A 22,032-nucleotide genomic window follows, 5' to 3' on the forward strand; every position below is an offset into this window, starting at 1 on the left:
TGCGGTGCCCGGCGGCGGGCCGGTCGCGCGGGCTGCGCGGAGGCCGTCGGGGATATGCCCCGGGCATGCGCTCTTTTGCGTCGTTTTTCCCGTGCGCGGCCGGGGCGCGGACGGCGTCCCCCCGCGCCGGCGCACGCCCGCCGCAGGCCGGCGGCCGGGCCCGGCCCGGGGGCGGCCCGGGGGCGGCGGCCGGGCCGTGACCGGATATGGGCGTGGGCGGTGCGCCGCCCGTCCGGTTCGCGTATCCAGTGGGATGTACGGGTGCGGGTACGTCACCTGTGCGGGCGGAAGGGGACCGTCATGCCGCAACGCGCTCCCAACGGGCGACTCGCCGTCCTCCTCGAAGCCACTTCCTGGAGCGCAGCGGACCTCGCCCGCGCGGTGAACTCCCTGGGGGCGGCCCAGGGGCTGCGGCTGCGCTACGACCGTACGGCCGTGGCGCACTGGCTCAGGGGTTCGCGGCCCCGTGATCCGGTGCCCGATCTGGTCGCCCAGGCGCTCAGTCTCCGGGCGGGCCGGCTGATCCCGGCCGAGGAGACCGGCCTCACCCGGCCCGGCGGGCTGCCCGGCGCCGACGTGCCCCCGCCCGGTGCCGGGGAGGAGGCGGGCGGAGGCATCACCCGGCTCGTCGCGCTGTGCGGCCAGGACGCCGACCCGGGGCAGCGGGCGTCCCTCATCGGCATCACCTACGCGCCGGCCGCGTGCCCTCCCCCGGGCCGGGTGCCAAACGCGCCCCGCCCCGGCCCGCGGGACACCTCCCGTCCGTCGGCGGACGAGCAGTTCCTGGGCACCATGGTGGAGCTCTTCGCCGGTCTGGTGCGGACCCACGGCGGTGCCCGCCTGCGTTCGGCCCTGGCGGCCTGTCTGGCGGACAACGCGGCCCGGCTGGCGCCCGTTGCGGCGGGAGAGGCCGCCGACCCCCGGGTGCTGGGCCACTGCGGCAGGCTGACGCACCTGCTGGGCTCCATGACGGCCGACACCGCGCACCACGGCCTGGCCCACGAGTACTACACGCTGGCCCTGGAGCTGGCGCGCGAGAGCGGTGACCGGGCCGGCTACGCGATCACCCTGCGCGTCATGAGCGCCCAGGCCCTCAGCCTCGGCCACATCCGCCGGGCCCACAGCCTCGCCGACTCCGCCGTCCGCCACGCGGGGCGGGACGACCCGGCGGTGACGGCCTTCGTCCTCGCCCAGCGCGGCCACACACGCGCGGCCTGCCGCGACGAGAAGGGCGCGCTGAGCGACCTCGAGGCGAGCGGTGACGCCCACCGCCGGGCGGACGGCCCCGGCGGCGGCGCGTTCACGTCCTACCCGCGGGCGGGAATCGAGTACCGGCGGGCCCGCACACTGCAGGTGCTGCGGCGCCCGGAGGAGGCCGTCCACGCCTTCCGGTCCTCCGTCCAGCACCGGGACCCCGGCCAGCACCGCTCCTACGCCCTCACCCAGGCCCGTCTCGCGGAGGCGCTGGTGGCCGACGGCCGGCTCGAGGCGGCCTGCGCGCACTGGGACGTCTTCCTCGACCACTATCCGCATGTCGCCGGCTCCAACGCGGCCGGGCGCGCCCTGGCCCGGATGCTCCGGCAGGCCCGCAGCTTCCCGCGGCAGCGCCAGGCCGTGGAGCTGATCGAGCGGGGCCGCTCCTTCCCGGACCGGCCGCCCCGGTACTGACCGGGGCGTGACCGCGGCCGTTGCCGCGGCGGGCCGGACCGTCCGGCGCGGGCGGACCGTCCGGCGCGGGCGGGATTCAACGCGTTCACGCCCCGGCCGTGCCCGGGCCTTCCGCCGCGGGAAGGGGGTCGGACTCACTGGAAGGGCTCGTGAAGACCGAGGGAGGACCCATGACGCCCGATCCCGCCGAAACACCCGGCTGTCTCTGTACCGCGCACACCGCGCTCGCGCCCGCGGGGCCGGCCCCGCACGGCGCCGGTTTCGATCCGCAGGCCGTCCGTGCCGACTTCCCCATCCTGGAGCGCACCGTCAACGGCGGCCGGCCCCTGGTCTACCTGGACAGCGCGGCCACTTCGCAAAAGCCGCGGCTGGTCCTCGACGCGGAGAGGGACTTCTACACCCTCCACAACGCCAACGTGCACCGCAGCCACCACCAGCTGGCCAGGGAGGCGACCTGGCTGCTGGAGGCGGCCCGGGCCCGTATCGCCGCCTTCGTCGGAGCGCGGGCCGAGGACATCGTCCTGGCCAAGAACGCGTCCGAGGCCCTCAACCTCGTCGCCTACGCGCTGGGCAACGCGAACCGCTCCGAGCGGGACCTGCGCTCGCTGGCCCTGGGGCCGGGCGACCGGGTCGTGATCACGGAGATGGAGCACCACTCCAATCTCATGCCCTGGCAGCAGCTGTGCCGCCGCACCGGTGCCGAGCTGGCCTGGCTCACCATCACGCCCGAGGGCCGCCTCGACCTCGGCCAACTCGACGAGGTGGTGAACGAACGGACCAAGGTGTTCGCCTTCACCCACCAGTCCAACGTGTACGGCACGGTCAACCCGGTCGACGTGCTCGTCAAGCGGGCCAGGGAGGTCGGCGCGCTCACCGTCCTGGACGCCTGCCAGTCGGTGCCGCACTTCCCCGTCGACGTCACCGCGCTCGGGGTCGACTTCCTGGCGTTCTCCGGGCACAAGATGTGCGGGCCCACCGGGATCGGGGTGCTGTGGGGGCGCGAGGACCTGCTGCGTGCCCTTCCCCCGTTCCTGACCGGGGGCGAGATGAACGACGCCGTGAGCATGGAGGGCTCCACCTACGCGGCACCGCCCCAGCGTTTCGAGGCCGGCACCCCCGTCATCGCGCAGGCGGTGGGGCTCGGCGCGGCCTGCGCCTACCTGGACCGCGTCGGGATGCGGCAGATCGCACGGCACGGCGAGCGTCTGACCGCCCATGCGCTGGACGCCCTCGGGTCCGTCAAGGGCCTGCGCATCGTCGGTCCGGGCGACGCCGCCGACCGCGGGCCGGTGTTCTCCTTCGCCCTGCCCGACCGGTTCCCCGAGGACATCGGGGAGTTCCTCGACGCCCGCGGCATCGCCATCCGGGTGGGTCACCTGTGCGCCCGGCCCGCCTGTGTGCGCTTCGGGCTGCCCGCCACCACCCGGGCCTCGTTCTACGCGTACACGACCACCGACGAGGTCGACACCTTCGTCCGTGCCCTGGCCGAGCTCGCCGAACCCGCCCTGTACGCGGTCCCGGAGCCGGGCGGGCCGGCGGCCGGGAAGGAGGAGGAGACGGCTTCGCGGGAGCTGCCCCGCCCCGCGGCACCGGCCGCGGCCGGTGCCGCCCCGGCGTCCGGGGCGGCGTCCGGGGCGGCCGAGTTCCTCGACCGGGTCCTGGGGGACGCCGCGACGGCCGCCACCGGACTGGCCGTCTCCCTCGGTGACCGCCTGGGCCTGTACCGGGCGCTGGCCGGCAGCGGCCCCATGACGGCCGCCCTGCTCGCCGCCCGCACGGGCACGCACGAGGTCTACGTCCAGGAGTGGTTGCACACCCAGGTCGGCTCGGGATACGTCCTCCAGACGCGGGACACGGCCGGGGGGCGGCCCGCCTACCTGCTCCCCGACCCGCACGCCGAGGTCCTCGCGGACTCCGACGCGCCCACCTCGGGGGTGGGCATCTTCGCCTCCCTGAGGACGCTCTACCACGTCGAGGACCGGCTCGCCGACTGCTTCCGCACCGGGGGCGGCGTGGACTGGGGCGAGTACCCGCCCCAGATGTTCCGCGCCATCGCCCGCTTCTTCCGCCCCGCCTACCGGGCGAACATCGTGGACAAGTGGCTGCCCGCCCTGGACGGCATGACACGGCGTCTGGAGAGCGGGGCCCGGGTCGCGGACATCGGCTGCGGGGTCGGCTACTCGACGCTCCTGATGGCCCGGGCCTTTCCCCGCTCGGTCTTCCACGGCTACGACTGCCACCAGCCGTCCGTCGACCATGCGCGCGTCATCGCCGAGGACCGCGGGCTCGACGACCGGGCCTCCTTCCGCACCCTGGCCGCCGCCGGCCTCGACGCCGCCGACGTCGGCCGGTACGACCTGGTCACCTTCTTCAACTGCCTCCATGACATGGGCGATCCGCTGGGGGCCCTGGAAGGGGCCCGGCGGATCCTGGAGCCCGACGGGGCGGTCATGCTCGTCGAGCCCAACGCGGAAGCCGACCCGGCCCGCAACACCCATCCCACCGGACGGCTGTTCATGAGCCTGTCCACGGCGCTGTGCCTGCCCGCGGCCGTCGCCCAGCGCGGGCCCCTGGCGCTGGGCAACCACGCCGGGGAGGAGGCGCTGCGCTCACTCGCCGGGACCGCCGGGTTCACCGGCTGGCGGCGCGCGGCCGAGACCCCGCGCAGCGCGGTGTACGAGATCAGGCTCTGACGTGGCGTCCGTTCCCGCGCGCACCGCCGCGGCGGCGGGGGCCGGGCCGGCGTCCCTGGACGGGCGGTCCCGGGCCTCGCTGGAGAGGCAGCTCTTCGAGACCGTCACGGCGGGTGCCGCGGCCGTGCCCGGCGGCCGGCGCGAGGCGCGTGATCTCGTCCTCGCGCTGATCCACCTGCGCAGGACCCATGCCGATGTCTACGACCACGAGAGGCATCTGCGGTTCCGCCGCCGGGAGGCGCGGTGCTTCGCCGCGGAACCGGCCCGGCGGGGCTTGGAGAGCGGCCACCCTTCCGGCTCCGCGGTCCATGTGACCGGGGAACCGCACACCGGCACCGTCATCCACGCGGAACCGGGCTGGGACCCGGGTGACACCTATCCGGCCGTGTGGTACGTCGTCGCCGTCCCCTCGCTGGGGGTCTGCCGCGCCCACGGGGCGGACGAGCTGGAGGCGGCCGTCCCGCCGGGGCGCGGCGGCGTCCGCCGGATGCGGGAGCGGGCCGTGGCGCGGTGGCCGTGACGCGGTGGCCGCGCGGCGGTCCTGCGGGCGGCCGGTGGCGGGGACGGGCCCGGGGACCCGTCCCCGGGGCCGCTCCCCGGGCCTGCCGGGATTCCCGCCCCGCCCCGGCCCGCGGGCGGGGGGGGGCGGGGCGGGCGGCGGCGGAGGGGTCAGGCTGCGTCGGCCTGCGGGGGCCGCTGTCCGGTGCCGGTGTCCGCCGAGGCCAGCGGGATCGGCGTGAACATGGGCGGTTCCTGGTCCGGGGTCAGGGCGGTGGGGCCGTAGAGCCAGTCCACGAAGGAGTAGTCGTGGGTGTCGCGGGCGCGCAGCAGGGTGTTGCGCTGTTCGCGGGCGAGGCCGTCGAGGTGCCAGAGCTCTCCCCAGGCGCGGGAGGTGGTGAGCACGCGGCGGCAGTGTTCGGGGCGGACGGCCTCGTAGGCGGCGAGGGTGCGTTCCCAGTCGACCGTGCCGTCGTCGCGGCGGTTGCGGGCGGCGTGCTCGCCCAGGACCCAGCCGTCCTCGAGGGCCATGATCGCGCCCTGGGCGATGTACTGGAGCGGGGGGTGGGCGGAGTCGCCGAGGAGGGCGATGCGGCCGCTGACCCAGGTCATGACCGGGTCGCGGTCGAACATCCGCCACCACTTGTCCCGCCACATGAAGGGCAGGCCGTCCCGGACGAAGCCGGAGGTGCCTGCGAAGGCGGTGTCGAGTTCGTCGGGGGTGCCCCAGTCGTCCTGTCCGGCCAGGGCCTTGGGGGACTCGAAGACGGCGACCTGGTTGAGCATCTCGCCGCCGCGCAGTCCGTAGTGGACGAAGTGGCAGCCGGGGCCGACGTGGACGACGACCTCGCTGAGGTCGGTGGCGGCGGCCCGCGGGTGGTCGGCGGGGACGGTGCCGCGGTAGGCGACGTAGGCGGAGGAGACGGGCCGGTCGTCGGCGACGAGTTTGCGGGCGACGGAGTGCAGGCCGTCGGCGGCGATCACGAGGGGGGCCTCGTGGGTCGCGCCGGAGGCGAGGGTGACGCGGGCGCCGCCGTCGGTGTTCTCGTAGGCGGTGACGTGGGCGTCGTTGACCAGGTCGACGCCGGCGCGGCGGCAGGCGCGCAGCAGCAGGCCGTGCAGGTCGCTGCGGTGGATGACGAGGTAGGGGTAGCCGTAGCGGTTCTCGAGGTCGCGCAGGTCGAGGCGGGTGAGTTCGCCGCCGTCGACGGCGTCGCGCATGACCATGGCGTCGGGGACGACGCCGAGGCTCTTGGCCTCGTCGAGGAGGCCGTAGTCGTCGAGGATGCGGGTGCAGTTGGGGGCGAGCTGGATGCCGGCGCCGACCTCGCCGAAGGCGGGGGCGCTTTCCAGGAGGCGGACGGTGAGTCCCCGGCGGGTCAGGGAGTAGGCGGCGCCGAGGCCGCCGATGCCGCCGCCGACGATGAGGACATCGGGGTGGGTCACGGGGTTCACCTCTCAGAGCCAGGGGCCGAGCGCGGGGGCGTCGGCGAGGGTGTGGGGGCGGCCGGCCAGCCAGGCGGTGACGTCGGGCAGGGGGCCGTCGGGCAGGTCGGTCAGGCCGCGTTTGGTGCGGATGTCGTGGACCAGGGCGGTCAGGAAGCCGTCGGGCAGGTCGGTGAAGGCGACGGTGCCGGTGGCGAGGTCGACGGCGTGGACGCACACCTCGCGGGCCCGCATCCAGGGCAGTTCGGTGGCGGGGACGGTGCGTCCCTGGGCGGTGAGGACCTCGGTGCGCCACTGGTCGTCGGTGAGGGCGTCCAGGGAGCGGGCCAGGCGCTGTGCGGATTCCTGGAGCCAGGTGCGCAGTTCGCCGGGGGTGAGGGTGTCGCCCTTGGCGATGCCCTCGGCGCGTTCCCCGGCGGAGGCGTACATGAGGGTCCTCTCGCCGGTGGCGGCCCAGTGCACGAGGTTGCACAGGGCGTCGGCGTTGGCGGCGAGGTGGGCCACGAGGTGGGCGCGGGTCCAGCCGGGCAGGGCGCTGGGCCGGTGGAAGGCGTCGTCGTCGAGTGCGGCGACGGCGCCGAGGAACAGGCCGGTGCCGGTGCGGGCCCATTCCTGTGCCTGGGCGTGGGTCCGCGGGGCTGTGCTCACGCCTCGACCACCTTGTTGACGCAGGCGCCCAGGCCGGTGATCTCGGTGGTCACGCTCTGGCCGGGCAGGAGGAAGACCTTGGGGTCGCGGGCGTTGCCGACGCCGGCGGGGGTGCCGGTGGCGATGATGTCGCCCGGGCGCAGGGTGATGACGGTGGAGATGTACTGGACGAGGAAGACCGGGTCGAACAGGAGGGTGCCGGTGTCGTCCTGCTGCATGACGGTGCCGTCGACGGTGGTGGTGACCTGGAGTGCGGGGCGGACGCCGCCGACCTCGTCGGGGGTGACGACGTAGGGGCCGACGGGGGTGGAGGCCTCCCAGATCTTGCCCTGGGTCCATTCGATGGTGCGGAACTGCCAGTCGCGCGCGGAGATGTCGTTCATGACGGTGAAGCCGGCGATGGCGTCGGCGGCCTGCTGCTCGTCGGCGCGGCGGACCTGGGCGCCGATGACGACGGCGAGTTCGACCTCCCAGTCGAGTGCGTCGGTCTCGGCGGGCTTGGCGATGTCGTCGTGGGCGCCGATGAGGGTGTCGGCGAACTTGGGGAAGAGGGTCGGGTACTCGGGCAGTTCCCGGCCCATCTCCTTGATGTGGTTGGTGTAGTTGTGGCCGACGCAGATGACCTTGGAGGGGGCGGGGACGACGGGGGCGAAGTCGGCGCCGTGGGCCGGGTGGGCCGGGCCGGAGGCGGTCGCGGCCAGGGTCCGCCAGTCGGGCCGGGCGAAGAGTTCGCCCAGGTCGGCGTGGCCGAGTTCGATGAGGACGTCTCCGTCGAGGCGGACCGCGCGGGTGCCGTCGGCGGTGCGGAGGGTGGCGAGCTTCATGTCAGACGTCCTTCTGGGTGCGGTCGAGTTTGAGCGCCTCGAAGACGGGCGCGTCGCTGAAGCGGAAGAGGTCCAGGGCTGCGGAGTCGGAGTCGGTGGCGCCGGCTTCGGAGCGGGCGGAGAACGGTTGCCAGGAGGGGACGACGAACAGGTCGCCGCGGGTGACCGTCCAGGTCCGGTCGCCGACGGTGACGGTGCCGGAGCCGTCGAAGACCTGGTAGACGGAGGATCCGGTCTCGCGGACGGGCGTGGTCTCGGCGCCGCGGGCGAGGCGGTGGAACTCGACGCGGATGGTCGGCAGGACGTCGGAGCCGTCGTGCGGGTTGGAGTAGCGCACCGCGGCGTGGCCGGGCTCGACGGTGCCGCCGTGGCCCTCCTTCTCCAGGAGGAGCTGGTCGCGCAGGGCGGCGTCGGTGTACTGCCACTTGTAGGACAGCAGGGGGCTGCCGGGGGTGGCGGGGGCGGCCGACAGGGGGCGCAGTCCGGGGTGGGCCCAGAGCCGTTCGGAGCGGGAGCGGGCGGGGGTGGTGCGTTCGGCGTCGGTGATCTCGTCGCGGCCGAACTCGAAGAACTGGGCCTCGGTGACGTACTGGAAGGGGATGTCCAGGCCGTCGATCCAGGCCATGGGCTCGGAGGTGGCGTTGTGGTGGGCGTGCCAGTTCCAGCCGGCCTGCGGGAGGAAGTCGCCGCGGTTCATGGGCACGGGGTCGCCGCCGACGACGGTCCACACGCCGGAGCCCTCGACGACGAAGCGGAAGGCGTGCTGGGTGTGGCGGTGCTCGGGGGCGTCCTCGCCGGGCATCAGGTACTGGATGGCGGCCCAGAGGGTGGGGGTGGCGAAGGGCCGGCCGCCCAGGGAGGGGTTGGCCAGGGCGATGGCGCGGCGTTCGCCGCCGCGGCCGACGGGCACGATGTCGCCGGCCTGCTCGGCCAGGGCGCGCAGGCGTTCCCAGCGCCAGAGGTGGGGGACGGCGCGGGAGCGGGGGTGGGCGGGCATGAGGTCGCCGATCTCGGTCCACAGCGGGACGAGCAGTTCCCGTTCGAAGCCCCGGTACAGCTCTTCGAGGGCCGGGCTGACCTCGGGCTGACCTTCCGCGGCGACGGCGCTCAGCCGGACCGGGGAGCCCGCGGCTGTGTCTGGGGTGAGGGAGGAGTCAGTCACAGGGCCAGCGTGCCTCGTGTCCGCTGGGAGGACACGGCTATTCTGGTGGGCAGAATCCTGGAGGTGGTTGCCGGTGGACAAGCCGTTGCGGACGCCGCCGCCGTATCCCATCGCCAGTGTGGACCACGCGCTGCGGGCGGCGGCGATCTTGCAGATGGAGGGCGGTACGACGGTGGCGGGGCTGGCCGAGCGGCTGGGGGTGGCCCGGTCGACGGCGCACCGTGTGCTGGCGATGCTGGTCTACCGGGATTTCGCGGTGCAGGACGAGGACCGTCTGTACCGGGCGGGTCCGGTGCTGGAGCTGGCGGCGCATTCGCAGTCCCTCGTGTCGCGGCTGCGGGCGGCGGCGCTGCCGCGGCTGGAGCGGGTGGTCGCGCTGCTGGACGAGACGACGAATCTGATCGTGCGGACCGGGGACACGGTGCGGTTCATCGCGAGTGTGGAGTGCCGGCAGGCGCTGCGGGTGGGGTCGCGGGAGGGCATGGTCTTCCCGGCGCACCGTACGACGGCGGGGATGCTGCTGCTGGCGGATCTGTCGGAGGAGGAGCTGGAGCAGGTCTTCCCGGCCGGGCGGGGTGAGCGGCCGGGTGAGGGGCAGCCCGATCCGGTGCGGCTGCGGGCGGATCTGCGGCGGCTGCGGCGCAACGGGTTCGCGGTGAACAGGGAGCGGTCGGAGCGGGGGCTGGTGGCGGTGGGTGTGCTGGTGCGTGACCGTGACGGCACGGCGCTGGCGGGGCTGTCGGTGTCGCTGCCCAGTGTCCGCTACGACCCGCGGGACCTGGAGCATGTGGTGCAGGTGCTGCGGACCGAGGCGCGGGCGCTGGAGCGGGACCTCCTGTCGCAGGACTGACCCCCGCTCCCCCGCCCGCTCCCCCCGCCGCTGCTGCGTGGCCCTGTTCGTCCGCTCGTGCGGGGGCGGTGTCAGTGCGGGGGGTGGGCGGCGGGGGTGTCGAGGACCTGGAGGACGCGGACGGGTCCGGTTCCGGCGACCTGCCAGGAGTGCGGGATCTCCCCGGGGTAGGACATGGTGTCGCCGGCGGTGAGCAGGACGGGTTCGCGGCCGGCGAGGGTGACGTTCAGGCTGCCGTGGGCCACGTAGATGGCCTCGTAGCCGCTGTGGCTGAAGTCGCCGGTGAGGTCGTCGCCGGGGGCGGCGGCGAACTCGGACACCGACAGGGGCCCGTGGCGCAGGACGGCGCGGAAGCGGACGTGGCCGGTGGTGTCGCTGACGGGGTAGGCGTCGGCGGCCTCACCGGCCCGGACGACGGCGATCTCGTCCTCGCGCACCGGGGGGCGCAGGAGGCCGGCGGGGGTCATCCCGAGCTGCTCCGCGAGGGCGAAGAGGGTGGTGAGGCTCGGTGACGCCTTCCCGGTCTCGATCTCGCTGAGGTAGGACTGCGAGATCCCGGCGCGTCCGGCGAGGTGCACCATGGTGATGCCCTGCCGCACGCGCAGCGACCGGATCGTCCTGCCGACCGCGGACGGATCGTTGTGGTCCATGCGTGGCGTCCTCAGCCCTTCCGGCCCGCCGCCAGCGCCGCGAGCACCTCGATGTAGCACCGTCCTGCCACGGCCGCGCCGTGGTACTGGTGATCGTAGGCGGGTCCCAGGCAGGAGAAGTCGAACCCGGCCAGTTCGCGTCCGTCGCCGAGCACGGTGCGCAGGGACCGCAGCATCTCACGGGTGGTCAGGCCGCCGGCTTCCGGGTACTTCTGGGCGGGCAGGGCGGCGGGGTCGAACACGTCGACGTCGATGGAGACGTAGAGGGCGTCGCAGCCGCTCAGGGCCCGTTCCCGGGCCTCGACGCTCACCTCCTCGATGCCGCGCCGTTCGATGTCGTCGATGGTCAGGACGGTGGTGCCCAGTTCGGCCGCCGCGGCGTGCCAGAAGCGGGAGTTGCGCACGCCGCGGATGCCGACGTGGACGAGGTTGGCCGGTTCGAGGGCGCCCAGTTCCATGGCGCGGGCCCACTGGGAGCCCGCCCAGTACCGGGGGTACCACGACAGGTCGTAGTGGGCGTCGTAGGTGACCACGCCGAGTTTCCTGCCCGTCGCCGCGAAGATGCCGGCGATGGCGGGCAGCGACACGCTGTGGTCGCCGCCCAGGATCAGGGGCACGGCGCCGGCCCGGGTGATCTCGCTGATGTGTCCCGGGAGCCATTCCAGGATCTCCTCGGGGCTCTGGTCGCCGATCGGCGCGTCGCCGAGGTCGCCGGCCCTGAGGTGGTCGCCGACGGCGAGGCCGCGTTCGGGCAGCAGCCAGTTCGAGTGGTCGACGGAGTAGAACATCGACGCCCGGCGGATCGCCTCGGGTGCCTCGTGGGCGCCGGGGCGGGAGTAGACGTCGTGGCCGGGGGCGGGTGCGGTGCCCTGCGGGTAGAAGGTCCGCGGGTCCTTCACCACGAAGCCCTCGAACGGTATCCCGTAGAAGACGGCGTCGTAGTCCCGCAGTCCGCCGAGGGTGACGCGGTCGACCTCGGCGAAGGTCGGCACCCCCGGGCGCAGCAGGGCCTCGGCCCGGCGCTCGATCCGGGTGCCGGAGCGTTCCGCGGCGGCCTCGGCGCGGTCGAACATGGCCTCGATGCGGTTGTTTCCCACGGTCTGTCTCATCTCTCTTCGGTGTGTTCAGCGGCCGGAGACGGCGTCGGCGATCCGGGCGAGGCGCGAGGTGTCCGGCCCGTGCAGTTCGTTGCGGTCGGCGCGCCGGTACAGGGCGTAGAGGGCCTGTACGCCGATCCAGCGCAGCGGTTCCGGTTCCCAGGTGCGCACGGTGCGGCCGACACAGGGCAGGGCGGTGAGGTCGGTGTCGTGCCGCAGGACGAGGTCGCGCAGGGCGCGGCCGGCGAGGTTGGCCATGGCCAGGCCGTGTCCGGCGTAGCCCCCGGCGGTGCCGAGGCCGCTGCGGTGGTCGAGGCGGACCGTGGCGCACCAGTCGCGGGCCACGCCCAGGGCGCCGCACCAGGAGTGGGCGACGGCCGAGTCGCCCACGTCGGGGAACATCGCGGTGAGGCTGGTCCAGAGGGCGCGGACGTCGCCGGGGCGGGCGGCGGCGTCGGTGTCGGTGCGCGAGCCGAAGCGGTAGGGGTTGCCGCGGCCGCCGATGGCGATCCGCCCGTCGCGGGTGCGCTGGGCGTACAGGAAGGCGTGGCCCTGGGTGCCGAGGAGTTCGCTGCCGTTCCAGCCGATGCGCTGCCAGGTGTGTTCGGGCAGCGGTTCGGTGGCGATCATGACGCTGTTCATGGGCAGCCACTGGCGTCGTGCTCCGGGCAGGCCGGCGGTGAATCCCTCGGTGGCGCGCAGGACGTAGTCGGCGCTGACGGTGCCGTGGGCGGTGCGCGCGGTGCGCGGGGCGATGGTGTGGACGGGGGTGTTCTCGTAGATCCGTACGCCGAGGCGTTCGACGGCGGCGGCCAGTCCGGTGGCGAGCCGGTAGGGGTGGATCCGGGCGCCGTGCGGGCTGAAGGCCATGGCCCTGGCGCCGGAGACGGTGATCCGGGAGCGCATCTCGGCGCCGGTGAGCAGGCGCAGGTCGTCCTCGGTGCTCCCCCAGGTACGCCGGTGGGCGACCATGTCCGCGAGCCGGTGGTGCTGGCTCTGTGTCAGTGCCGTGTAGAGCAGGCCGCTGCGGGTGATGTCGGCGTCGATGCCCTCGGCCGCCGCGACGCCGGTCACCTCGTCGATGCTGTCGATGACCGCGCGCTGCATGCGCAGGACGGCGTCGCGGGAGGATTCGGCGGCGTACCGCTCGCGTGAGCCGCCGAGTTCGCCGGAGAGCCAGCCGCCGTTGCGGCCGGAGGCGCCGTATCCGGCGTGGCGTGCCTCCAGGACGGCGATGCGCAGGCCGGGGCTGGCGGTCTTGAGGTAGTAGGCGGTCCAGAGGCCGGTGTAGCCGGCTCCGACGATGGCCACGTCGGTCTGGAGGTCGCCCTCGAGCGGGGGACGGGGGGACGCCTGCCCGGCGCTCCCGCGCCAGAAGGAGACCTGTCCGTTGCGGTAGGTGGGGCTCAGTGGCACGCCCATGGCGGGTCCTTGTCTGCGGCGGGCGGATACGGGGACGGAAGAAGAAAAAAGGGGGGGAAGGAAAGGGGGGAAGGAAAGGGGGGGAGGGAAAGGCGGGAGGGGGCGGGGCGTCCGGTCACTCGGCGGGGGCGGGCCGCGGCCGCATGAACCCGTCGGCGGTGCGGGCGGGCGGGGGCGCGGTCAGCAGGCTCCCGGCGACCAGGGCCAGCAGGGAGATGCAGAACGCGATGAGCAGGGAGTAGGGCTCGCCGGGCCAGGGCACCGGGACTCCCAGCTCGCGCAGGGCGAAGTCGAGGATGACGAACCCGCTGCCGGACAGGGCGCTCCAGGAGGCGCCGTGGCCGTTGGCGCGTCTCCAGTGGAACGCGGCGACGAACGGGACGAGCATGCCGGCGAAGGCGATGGAGAACGCGAGGTAGAGCGCGCCGAGGATGAAGTCGAAGGCGGTGGCGAAGAGCAGGGCGACCAGGCCGACCAGGACGGTGGAGATCCGGCCGACGGCGACGGTGCGGGCGGGGGAGGCCCTGTTCCCGGTCGCCCGGAGGTAGATGTCCTTGGTGATGTTCAGGGCGCAGGAGTTGATGGTGGTGGTGAGGGTGGACAGGATGGCCGCGGCCACGGCCAGGAACAGGAAGGCCGACACCCACGGCGAGTACATGGTCCTGGCGGTCCAGGAGACGAGGGACTCGGCGGGCAGCCCGTCCTGGCCCTGCCGGGGCAGCCACACGGTCGCGGCGAGGCCGGCGACGACGGGGAACAGGTAGAGCGGGATGAAGATCAGCAGGGCGAACAGGCCGCCGCGCAGGGCGTGGCCGGCGTCCCGGGCGCTGGCGAACCGCTGGAGGATGTCCTGCTGGGGGACGAGGGCGAGGCCGAAGGCCGCGACGTAGGCCATCGCGATGCCGGGGGTGACGGAGGGGGAGAACAGGTCGAGGTGGCCGGGGCTGTCCGCGGCCAGGGTGTCGGTGATGGCGGACCAGCCGCCGGCCCACCGCACGCCGCTGACCGCGAGGATCCCGACGCCGACGGCGAGGACCACGCACATGATGCCGTCGGTGATGACCACGCCGAGGAACCCGGACGCCCCGGCCAGCACCAGGCCCACGAGCAGGGTGGCGCCCATCGCGGGCAGCAGCGGCAGGCCGGTGAAGCCGTTGACGAACACGCCCAGGGCAAGGAGCTGGGAGGTGGTGAACCCGACGTAGAAGAAGATGGTGACGACGGTGAAGACGGTGCGGGTGCCCTCTCCGTAGCGCAGGGCGACGATGTCCGGGACGGAGGCGACCCCCTTGAGTCCGCGGACCTTCCTGGCGAAGAAGACGGTGGCGACGAAGGCGCCGATCCACGACGGCACGGCGAGGATCCAGACGGCGCTGACGCCGTAGCTCATCGAGTTGCCGGCCACGACGAGCATGGACGTCCCGCCGAAGAGGCCGGCCGCGATGGTGGGCCCGATCCCCCACCAGGGCATACGGCGTCCGGCGAGGTAGAAGTCCTCGCCGGACTTCACGTATCTGCGTGAGAACAGGCTGGCGGCCGCGAGGACCAGCGCGAAGGCGCTGACGACGATGACGAGAGCCATGGAGCATCCCTTTCGGAAGGGCTGGAATGACGCTGGGGGCGGCCCTGTTTCCCGCGGCCGGCAAGGGCGGCGCGGTGAACCTCAGAACTCGTCATGTATCGCTTAGGGCGATATCGATGGGGGCGATACTAGGAGGGGGTGCGGTACCTGTCAACGCTTCCGCGCACCGGGAGGAACGGGACGGAACACCCCCCTCGGTCGGGCACGCCCGGCCCCGGGGCCGGCCTGCGGGCACCCGCCGGAATCCCGGCCCGCGCACGGGTCCCGGCACGCGCGGACCCCCGGGGGGCACGGCGCCGCCGACGGAAGCGGAGGGCGGGCGGCGGGAGCGGGCACCCCGGACGGACGCCGGGAGGGACGGGGCCGGGGGCGGGCGCCGGACGCGGACCGGGAACGGGCGGCACCGGCGGGTGCCGGTGCACGCGGCCCCTCCCCCCCCCCAGAGGACCCGGCACGGGCCGGCGGGCGGCGGGAGCGGGCACCCCGGACGGACGCCGGGAGCGGGGACGGACGCCGGACGCGGGGCCGGGGGCGGGCGGCCGGGGCGGCGGGCAGTGGGCGCCGGGATGGCGGGGTGACGGCTCGCCGACGCGGGGCGGGCAGAGGCCCGGGGTGAGCGGGGGCGTGCCGGGTGCACGGGGGCGCCCGGGCGCGGGAGTGCACGGGCGCGGGAGTGCACGGGCGCGGGAGTGCACGGGCGCGGCTGGGGTGCGCCGTCGCCCGCTCCGGCTCCGGCTCCGGCTCCGGTGTGACGGTGCGCCGGGGCGGGCGCAGGGTGTGCCGGGGGCACGGGGCGGGCCGGGTGTACGGGGGCGGGCGGGGTGGGCGCGGGGTGTGCCGGATGTGCGGGGCGGGCGGGGGTGCCGGGCGGGGCGATCGCCTGCGCCGGGACGGGAGCCGCGCGTAGGGTCGGGCGGGTGAGCAGAAGACGGACGTCACGGGCCGGCTGCGGCGCCCGGGGCGCGGAGGCGGCCGCCGCGTTCCTCGCCGGCCAGGAGATCACCCACACGCAGTGCGGGCAGTGCGGCACGGTGATCGCCGGGGTCAACGGCCGGTACTCGTGCGGTGTGTGCGGATGGACGAACCCCTGGTGGGAAGGGATCAAACCGCTGCCGACCGCCGAGGACGACATGACCGCGTGACCCTCCGGGCCCAGCGGCACCCTGCCCCTCCGGGGAGGCGGCGGACGCCCGGCGGCCGGGGCACGGGGCCGGGCGACCCGAAACCGGCGGGGACAGGGGCGGGGCCGCCGGGGGCGGGACGTCCCGGCGCCGAGGGGCCCGGCATCCCCTGCCAGGAGCCCGGAGCCCGGAGCACCCGGGTGCGAGGTGCCCGGGTGCGAGGTGCCCGCGAAGTCCGCGAGCCGGAGCGTCCGGGGCCCCCGGGGCGTCCCGGGCGTCCGGGGCTACGGGACCGGGGCGTCCGGGGCCCGGGGCTGCCCGTGGTCCGCAGCGTCCGGGGCCGGGGGCGGGCCGGGGCCTGGGCGGGCCTGATCCGGGGGCCGGGCACGGTGTGTGCGGGGGCGGGCCGCGGGGCGGCGGGGGTTGCGTCAGGGGCCGGTGCCGCCGGGGGGCGGGTCCCCGCCGGGGCTCTCCGCCTCCCGGCGGTCGACGCCGCTCACCAGGGTCCGCGCGAGCATGAGCCCGAAGGCCGTCAGAAGGGCGTAGACGAGGAACGCGGTCCGGGCGGTCGAGGTGTTGTCCGAGTTCCTGGCGGGCAGCCAGAACGGGGCCGACGGGCCGTCGGTGACGAGCACGGTGAGCGCCGCGACGGCGAGTCCCGCGGGCGCGAGTGCGGGCAGGGCGACGACCAGCACGCGCACCCAGCGCCGTTTCACGGCATCCCCCTCCCGGCCCGGCGCAGACCGGGCCCCCTTCCCCCTCCCTCCCCCGTTCTCCTGGCCGGAAACGTCCGCCCCTCCCCTCCCCGGGAGCGGCCGGGCGGCACGCCCCCCGGGGGGGCCGGTCCCGGGTCCGTGCAAGGGGTCCGCCGTGCCGGGCGGGGCGGGCCGCGCCGGTGCGACGGGGCCGTGCCGCGCGGGGCGGACCAACCGGGCCGGGCCGGCGGCGCCTTCCTCGCACGTCGCGGTTGCGATCCGTGAAGAAGGGGCTGTAAACGGGCAATTCACTCGGAGAGGGCCGGGGCGGGCGATCCCGCGGCGGACACCCGTTCCCTGTCGTCCCTGCACAACGCGGAGTTGTCGCGTCCATGGGCCCGCGGCCGGCCGCCCGCCCCGATGGCCTGAAAAAATGTTAGGCTGCCGAAGCTTTGCGGACTCAAAGGGTCTGCCTTTTCGTGAACGCCCCCGGTTCCGGCGCCGACAGCGCCGTTCCGGGGCGCCGGAGCCGTTTCCCTGCCGCCCGTGTGCGCGGGACAGCCCCGCGGGTCCCCCGGCCGGCGCGCCGGCCTGCGCGGCTGCTGCCTGGCTCCATGAACCGTCAGGAGGTGGCGTGATTGCGCGGGGTGGAGACAGCCCAGTTCGGCGCCCTGGTGATTGTTGGTCTGCTGGTCCTCTTCTACGGGGGGACCTTTCTCATTTCGGCCCGCATCGGACGGAAGGACGAGAACGCCGATGCGTACATGACCGGTGGTAACAACATCGGTTTCGGGATCTCCGCCGCGAGCATGACGGCGACCTGGATCTGGGCGGCCTCGATGTACGCGTCGGCGACGTCGGGCTACACCTACGGCATATCGGGCCCCATCCACTACGGGCTCTGGGGCGCCCTGATGATCCTGTTCATCTACCCCTTCGGCAGGCGCATCCGCTCGGTCGCCCCGAAGGCGCACACACTGGCCGAGGTCATGTACGCGCGGCACGGCCGCTCCAGCCAGCTGATGCTGGCCGGGTCCAACGTCGTGGGCAGCCTCATCAGCCTGATGTCGAACTTCATCGCCGGCGGCGTGCTGATCTCGCTGCTGTCGCCGTTCACCTTCACCCAGGGCGTCTTCGCGGTGGCCGCGGGCGTGCTGCTCTACACGCTCTGGTCCGGTTTCCGCGCCTCGGTGCTGACCGACTTCATCCAGGTCGTGGCGATGCTCGGCGCGGTGGCCGTGATCGTCCCGGTCATCTTCTTCGCGGCCGGTTTCCCGGCGGCGTTCGAGAGCGGCGCGGACAACCTGACGCCGCAGCAGGGCAGTTTCTTCTCCAGCGACGCGTTCATGAACCAGGGCGCCCCCTACATCGCCGCGGTCCTGGCCTACGCCATCGGCAACCAGACCATCGCGCAGCGGCTGTTCGCGGTGAAGCAGAGCCTGATCAAGCCGACCTTCGTCACCGCGACCGTCGGCTACGGGGCCATGGTGATCGGCGTGGGCATGCTCGGGGTCCTCGCCCTCTACACCGGCTTCGAGCCGACCGGCGGCGACCTGAACAACCTCATCCCGGAGATGGCCGCCACCTATCTGTCGCCGGTGCTGCTGGCGGTGTTCTTCATCATGATCGTCGGGGCGCTCTCCTCGACCGCGGACGCCGACCTGTGCGCCCTGTCCTCGATCGCGATGACCGACATCTACGGCCAGGCGGTCGCGGGCCGGGAGAAGGCCGACCCGCGCACGATGCTGCTGATCGGGCGCATCACGATGGTGCTGGCGACCGCGGCGGCCGTGGCCTTCGCCAGCCTGCGCCTGAACATCCTCGACCTGCTGGTGTTCGTCGGCGCGCTCTGGGGCGCCCTGGTCTTCCCGGTGCTGGCCAGCTTCTACTGGGAGAAGGTCACCAGCAGGGCGTTCACCACCTCGGTGCTCGCCGCGCTCGCGGTGTTCCTGCCGGTGCGCTTCGGCTGGATCCCCACGGGCGGCCTGTTCGGCATCACGGTCGACGTGCTGGCCGTCATCGGCATCGGCGTCGTCCTCGGCCTGATGGTCTTCGGCTTCTTCGGGGTCCGCCCCGCGAAGATCGTCGGCGTGCTCGCCGCGGCCGTCTCCGCACCGTTCGCGATCGGCTCGCTGCACGAGTACGCGACCCTGTCCGGGTCCCTGGTCGCCTACTCGGTGAGCACCGTCATCTGCTGGGCGATGTCCGCGGGCAACACCGAACGCTTCGACTTCGCCGTCATCGCCCGCCGCACCGGCGACTTCGACGACAGCCCCGCCGGGGCCGCCCTCCCGCGGCCGGCGGCAGACGCACCCGACGCGGCCGAACCCGCCGCGAACAGCAAGTGAGAGAGAACGGACCGGAGGTCCAGTGACCACTTTCGCCCTCAGCGCCTACGTCCTGATCTGGCCCGTCCTCGTGGCCGTCGTCCTGTTCGTGATCAGCCGCAGCTTCTTCCGCGAATGGGCCGAGGCCCGCCGCAAGGGACAGCGCATGATCTGACACCACCCCACCCCGCCCCACCTCACCCCGGGACCCGGGCCGGCCCACCACGGCCGGCCCGGGTCCCTCCCTTTCCGGCCCGGGTCCCTCCCTTTCCGGCCCGGGTCCCTCCCTTTCCGGCCCGCCACCGCCCGTCACCACCGATGCCCACCGCCCGGCACACCGTCACCACCCGGCGCCCACCGCCGGCACGCCGGCCACCGCCCGGGCGGCCACCGCCCGGCGCCCCGCCTCCCGTCCCCGCCGCACGGGCGCGGACACGGGCGCCCACGGGCGCGGGCGCGGCGGGCGGACGGCCGGGACGGCCCGGAGCACGGCGGCGGGGGGAACAGCCCGGGCCGGGCGGAACGGCCGGAGCGGCCGGAGCCGGCACACCACGCGAAGTGCCCGGGCCGCACGCCCCGCACCGGCCGCGGCCGGCTGCGGTCACGGTCACGGCCAGGACCGGGCCGACCACGGGCCACGGGCCACGGGCCACGACATGACTACGGCTACGGCTACGGCTACGGGCCATGCCGCGTCCGCGGCTGCCGCTGGTAACCGGTGGGCAGCCGGGGTGTGTTGCGCGGCGGGGCCGGGCGGTCCCGCGGGCTGCCCGGGCGGGTGCGCGGCGGGTCTGGCCGGATACCCGCTTGCCCTCGCGCCGCTCCCCCGCCTGGTCTCCCGCGCCGCTTTCGGGTCCTCCACAAACAGATGAGATGAATCCATAACGGAGTGTGACGGGAGCCCTGGAACCCGGTCAACACCCTCCGAACCGGGCTTCCGGGAGGCCGGGGCCGGAACCGGGCGCCGAAGCACCCTCCCCGGAAGGGTCATCGCAGGTCACAGGGGATTTATCGGAGTTCTGACGCCTGTTCGGCCATCACGGGTCATCCATTGCGCACACCGGTTGTCAACCCCACAAGAGCGGTAATAAGGGGCAACCTTCTGTTTTCTGGCTCTCTCTCAGCCCATGGGGCACTGGTCTTGACCAATGTGTCATTGTGTGAAATCCATGGCCAAAGCTGCCACAGAATCTTCTCAGCCACTCCGCGGGAGAACCCAGTCCCATGCGCATATCCGCAACCGCCGCCGCCGCCGCGCTCGGTGGAGCCCTCGTCCTCGGCCTGACGGCCGTCCCGGCCGCCGTGGCCGCACCCGCCGACTCCGCCGGGTGTGCCACCGACGCCTTCGGTGTCGCCGGCAAGTACGGCGAGTTCGTCCTCGGTGACAACGTCCACTCCCCCGACGCGGAGGGGGCCGTGGCCGTCGGCGGCGACGCCGACTTCAGCGGCGGCTTCAGCGTCGCCAACGAACTGACGGCGGGGCAGGTCGCCGCCCTGCCCGGCCGGGCCTCCCTCGTGGTCCGCGGCGACCTGGTCAGCGGCTCGTCGTCCACCGTCGTGATGAAGGGCAACGCGGCCGTCGGCGGCAAGGTCGACAGCGCACCCGTCAGCCTGCACGACGGCTCCTTCAGCCGGAACGACGGCCTGATCGACTTCGAGGCGGAGTTCGCCAAGCTGCGCGCCCACTCCTCCGCGCTGTCCGCCCTGCCCGCCACCGCCGGGGCCACGGTGACGCCGGACGGCGCCCGCCTCACCCTCCAGGGCACCGACACCACCCGCAACGTCTTCCACGTGAGCGCCGCCCAGCTCGAGCAGGCCAGGGACATCTACCTCAAGGTCCCGGCCGGATCGACCACGATCGTCAACGTCAGCGGCAGCGCCTACGACATGGCGGGCGCGAACACCACCGGCTTCTTCCTCTCCGGCGGCCAGGACTTCGTCCTGGACGACAAGCTCCAGAGCGCCGCCGACGGCGCCGTCCGCGCCAAGCTCCTCTGGAACTTCCCCGACGCCACGAAGATCGCCAAGAGCAGCAGGGCCGCCTGGCCCGGCAGCGTCCTGGCCCCCGGCGCCCACCTGGACCTGGGCAGCGCCGCGCCGGTCAACGGCTCGGTGTGGGTGGCCTCGCTGCGCGGCACGGGCGGCGCGGAGACCCACCACTACCCGTTCACCGGCTGCCTGCCCGAGCCCGGCACGCCCCCGTCCGACCCGCCGGCGCCGACCACCACCGAGCCGGCGCCGTCCTCCCCCGGGACCACGCCGCCCACCGACACCGTCACGCCGACCGGTGAGGCCTCCGAGCCCGCCGTCCCCGGCTCCCCCGCCCCGTCGGACGGCACCACCCCCAGCGCCGGGACCTCCGAGTCCCCCGCCCCCGGCGCCTCCCCCGCCCCCTCGCAGAGCACCCCGGCCGCCGCCCCCGACGGCGACCTCGCCTCCACCGGCAGCAGCGGCACCGTCCCGCTCGTCATCGGCACCGTCGTCGTGCTCGCCGCCGGCACCGGCCTGGTCGTGGCGGCCCGCCGCCGCTCCAAGCAGGCCTGACACACCAGGGCCGCCCCCAAGACCGGCCCCGCACAAGGGCCGCCGCCCCGGACCCCCCGCACACCGGGACGACGGCCGCCGCTCACAAGGAACCCCGCTCACACCGGAAAACCCCCCGGCGCGAGCGGGGTTCCCCACGCCCGCCCCCGAACCGGCAGCACAGCCCGAACACCCCGCCCACCGGACCGAACCGCGCCCCACGGACAGAGAACCCGCACCCTCACCCGGCACCCGGCATCCCGCACGCCGGACCGGGGACCGGGACAAGGGCAAGGGCAGGCAGGGGCAGGGCGTCCCCGGGGCCCCGTCGGCCCGGCGGCTGAGCGGCCGGGCCGCACCCTCAGCCTCCCGCCCGCCGGGCTGAGCCCCGGGGGACGCAACCCGGGGGCACATCTGGCGGACAGGACCGGGGCCGTCCCGGGACACGCAGCCGGGCGGGGCCAGGCACCCCCGGGGCCCCGCCCGCCGAGCGGGACGGGCATCCCCGACGGGGCTCCCGCGCACGGGACACCCCGCGCACCGGACGGGAGCGGACACCACCGAACCCTCCGGCAGGCAGGCTCCCGTCCAACGGAGATCCCGTCCGGCCGGGCCGGGCCGGACACCCCGGCGGCGTTCCGGCACACCCCGGGGACTCCCGCACCCCGGGGACTCCCGCGCACCGGGGCGGAGGGGGCACCCCGGCAGGGTTCCGGCGTATCCCGGCGGGGGGGCGGTCGTCCCGGCGGAAGCGGATGTCCGGGCGGAGCCGGGTGTCCGGGCGGGAGCCGGGTGTCCCGGGGCGCGGCGCGGGCCGTTCACCGGC

Annotated in this window: 17 protein-coding genes; 8 read left to right on the top strand and 9 right to left on the bottom strand. The window is 74.5% G+C overall.

What is annotated here, in order from left to right; genetic code table 11:
• Positions 1-300 precede the first annotated feature (300 nt).
• The 3 genes from ACZ7LB_RS22455 to ACZ7LB_RS22465 all read left to right on the top strand — a co-directional run bounded on the left by ACZ7LB_RS22455 (position 301) and on the right by ACZ7LB_RS22465 (position 4,881).
• Positions 301-1,668, top strand: a complete 1,368-nt coding sequence (locus ACZ7LB_RS22455) for a tetratricopeptide repeat protein (RefSeq protein ID WP_471470601.1) — start codon at positions 301-303, stop codon at positions 1,666-1,668.
• 170 nt (positions 1,669-1,838) lie between these two features.
• A complete protein-coding gene (locus tag ACZ7LB_RS22460) occupies positions 1,839-4,361 on the top strand; it encodes a SufS family cysteine desulfurase (RefSeq protein ID WP_471470603.1) in 2,523 nt (840 codons plus the stop codon).
• 1 nt (position 4,362) lies between these two features.
• On the top strand, positions 4,363-4,881 hold the full coding sequence (locus ACZ7LB_RS22465; protein WP_471470604.1) for a hypothetical protein: 519 nt from the start codon (positions 4,363-4,365) through the stop codon (positions 4,879-4,881).
• Between the two features lie 149 nt (positions 4,882-5,030).
• On the opposite strand, the gene ACZ7LB_RS22470 is transcribed toward ACZ7LB_RS22465, so the two are convergent.
• Genes ACZ7LB_RS22470 through ACZ7LB_RS22485 form a run of 4 tightly spaced genes read right to left on the bottom strand, consistent with a single transcriptional unit; the run spans position 5,031 to position 8,939 of the window.
• Positions 5,031-6,314: an FAD-dependent oxidoreductase gene (locus ACZ7LB_RS22470; RefSeq protein WP_471470606.1), complete on the bottom strand. Its 1,284-nt coding sequence runs from the start codon at positions 6,312-6,314 to the stop codon at positions 5,031-5,033.
• A gap of 3 nt (positions 6,315-6,317) precedes the next feature.
• Positions 6,318-6,953 carry a maleylpyruvate isomerase N-terminal domain-containing protein gene (locus ACZ7LB_RS22475; protein ID WP_471470608.1) on the bottom strand — a complete coding sequence of 212 codons (636 nt, stop codon included), beginning with the start codon at positions 6,951-6,953 and terminating at the stop codon, positions 6,318-6,320.
• On the bottom strand, positions 6,950-7,777 hold the full coding sequence (locus ACZ7LB_RS22480; protein WP_471470609.1) for a fumarylacetoacetate hydrolase family protein: 828 nt from the start codon (positions 7,775-7,777) through the stop codon (positions 6,950-6,952). The genes ACZ7LB_RS22475 and ACZ7LB_RS22480 overlap by 4 nt, the downstream gene beginning before the upstream one ends.
• 1 nt (position 7,778) lies before the next feature.
• Positions 7,779-8,939, bottom strand: a complete 1,161-nt coding sequence (locus tag ACZ7LB_RS22485) for a cupin domain-containing protein (protein WP_471470610.1) — start codon at positions 8,937-8,939, stop codon at positions 7,779-7,781.
• A 73-nt stretch (positions 8,940-9,012) separates the two neighbouring features.
• Between ACZ7LB_RS22485 and ACZ7LB_RS22490 the strand changes: the two genes are divergently transcribed.
• On the top strand, positions 9,013-9,789 hold the full coding sequence (locus tag ACZ7LB_RS22490) for an IclR family transcriptional regulator (protein WP_471470612.1): 777 nt from the start codon (positions 9,013-9,015) through the stop codon (positions 9,787-9,789).
• Positions 9,790-9,860: 71 nt separating this feature from the next.
• On the opposite strand, the gene ACZ7LB_RS22495 is transcribed toward ACZ7LB_RS22490, so the two are convergent.
• The 4 genes from ACZ7LB_RS22495 to ACZ7LB_RS22510 all read right to left on the bottom strand — a co-directional run bounded on the left by ACZ7LB_RS22495 (position 9,861) and on the right by ACZ7LB_RS22510 (position 14,540).
• Positions 9,861-10,439, bottom strand: coding sequence for a helix-turn-helix domain-containing protein (locus ACZ7LB_RS22495; RefSeq protein WP_161226103.1), 579 nt, complete (start codon positions 10,437-10,439; stop codon positions 9,861-9,863).
• 11 nt (positions 10,440-10,450) lie between these two features.
• A complete protein-coding gene (locus ACZ7LB_RS22500; protein ID WP_471470614.1) occupies positions 10,451-11,548 on the bottom strand; it encodes an agmatinase family protein in 1,098 nt (365 codons plus the stop codon).
• A 15-nt stretch (positions 11,549-11,563) separates the two neighbouring features.
• Complete coding sequence (locus tag ACZ7LB_RS22505; protein WP_471470615.1) at positions 11,564-12,958, bottom strand: NAD(P)/FAD-dependent oxidoreductase; 1,395 nt, start codon at positions 12,956-12,958, stop codon at positions 11,564-11,566.
• A 115-nt stretch (positions 12,959-13,073) separates the two neighbouring features.
• Positions 13,074-14,540 carry a sodium:solute symporter family protein gene (locus ACZ7LB_RS22510; protein WP_471470616.1) on the bottom strand — a complete coding sequence of 489 codons (1,467 nt, stop codon included), beginning with the start codon at positions 14,538-14,540 and terminating at the stop codon, positions 13,074-13,076.
• A gap of 917 nt (positions 14,541-15,457) precedes the next feature.
• Between ACZ7LB_RS22510 and ACZ7LB_RS22515 the strand changes: the two genes are divergently transcribed.
• The gene (locus ACZ7LB_RS22515; protein WP_202550953.1) at positions 15,458-15,682 is read left to right on the top strand and encodes a hypothetical protein; all 225 of its coding nucleotides are present in this window, start codon (positions 15,458-15,460) and stop codon (positions 15,680-15,682) included.
• A gap of 407 nt (positions 15,683-16,089) precedes the next feature.
• On the opposite strand, the gene ACZ7LB_RS22520 is transcribed toward ACZ7LB_RS22515, so the two are convergent.
• A complete protein-coding gene (locus ACZ7LB_RS22520; protein ID WP_471470617.1) occupies positions 16,090-16,377 on the bottom strand; it encodes a hypothetical protein in 288 nt (95 codons plus the stop codon).
• 626 nt (positions 16,378-17,003) lie between these two features.
• Here ACZ7LB_RS22520 and ACZ7LB_RS22525 point away from each other — a divergent pair.
• The 3 genes from ACZ7LB_RS22525 to ACZ7LB_RS22535 all read left to right on the top strand — a co-directional run bounded on the left by ACZ7LB_RS22525 (position 17,004) and on the right by ACZ7LB_RS22535 (position 21,227).
• Positions 17,004-18,704 (top strand): sodium:solute symporter family transporter, encoded by a 1,701-nt coding sequence (locus tag ACZ7LB_RS22525; RefSeq protein ID WP_471470619.1) that lies wholly within the window; start codon positions 17,004-17,006, stop codon positions 18,702-18,704.
• A 22-nt stretch (positions 18,705-18,726) separates the two neighbouring features.
• Positions 18,727-18,858 carry a putative transporter small subunit gene (locus ACZ7LB_RS22530; RefSeq protein ID WP_471470621.1) on the top strand — a complete coding sequence of 44 codons (132 nt, stop codon included), beginning with the start codon at positions 18,727-18,729 and terminating at the stop codon, positions 18,856-18,858.
• Positions 18,859-19,907: 1,049 nt separating this feature from the next.
• Positions 19,908-21,227 carry a choice-of-anchor A family protein gene (locus ACZ7LB_RS22535; protein WP_471470622.1) on the top strand — a complete coding sequence of 440 codons (1,320 nt, stop codon included), beginning with the start codon at positions 19,908-19,910 and terminating at the stop codon, positions 21,225-21,227.
• Positions 21,228-22,032 lie beyond the last annotated feature (805 nt).

It is taken from the genome of Streptomyces sp. NPDC107521, from assembly GCF_055598485.1.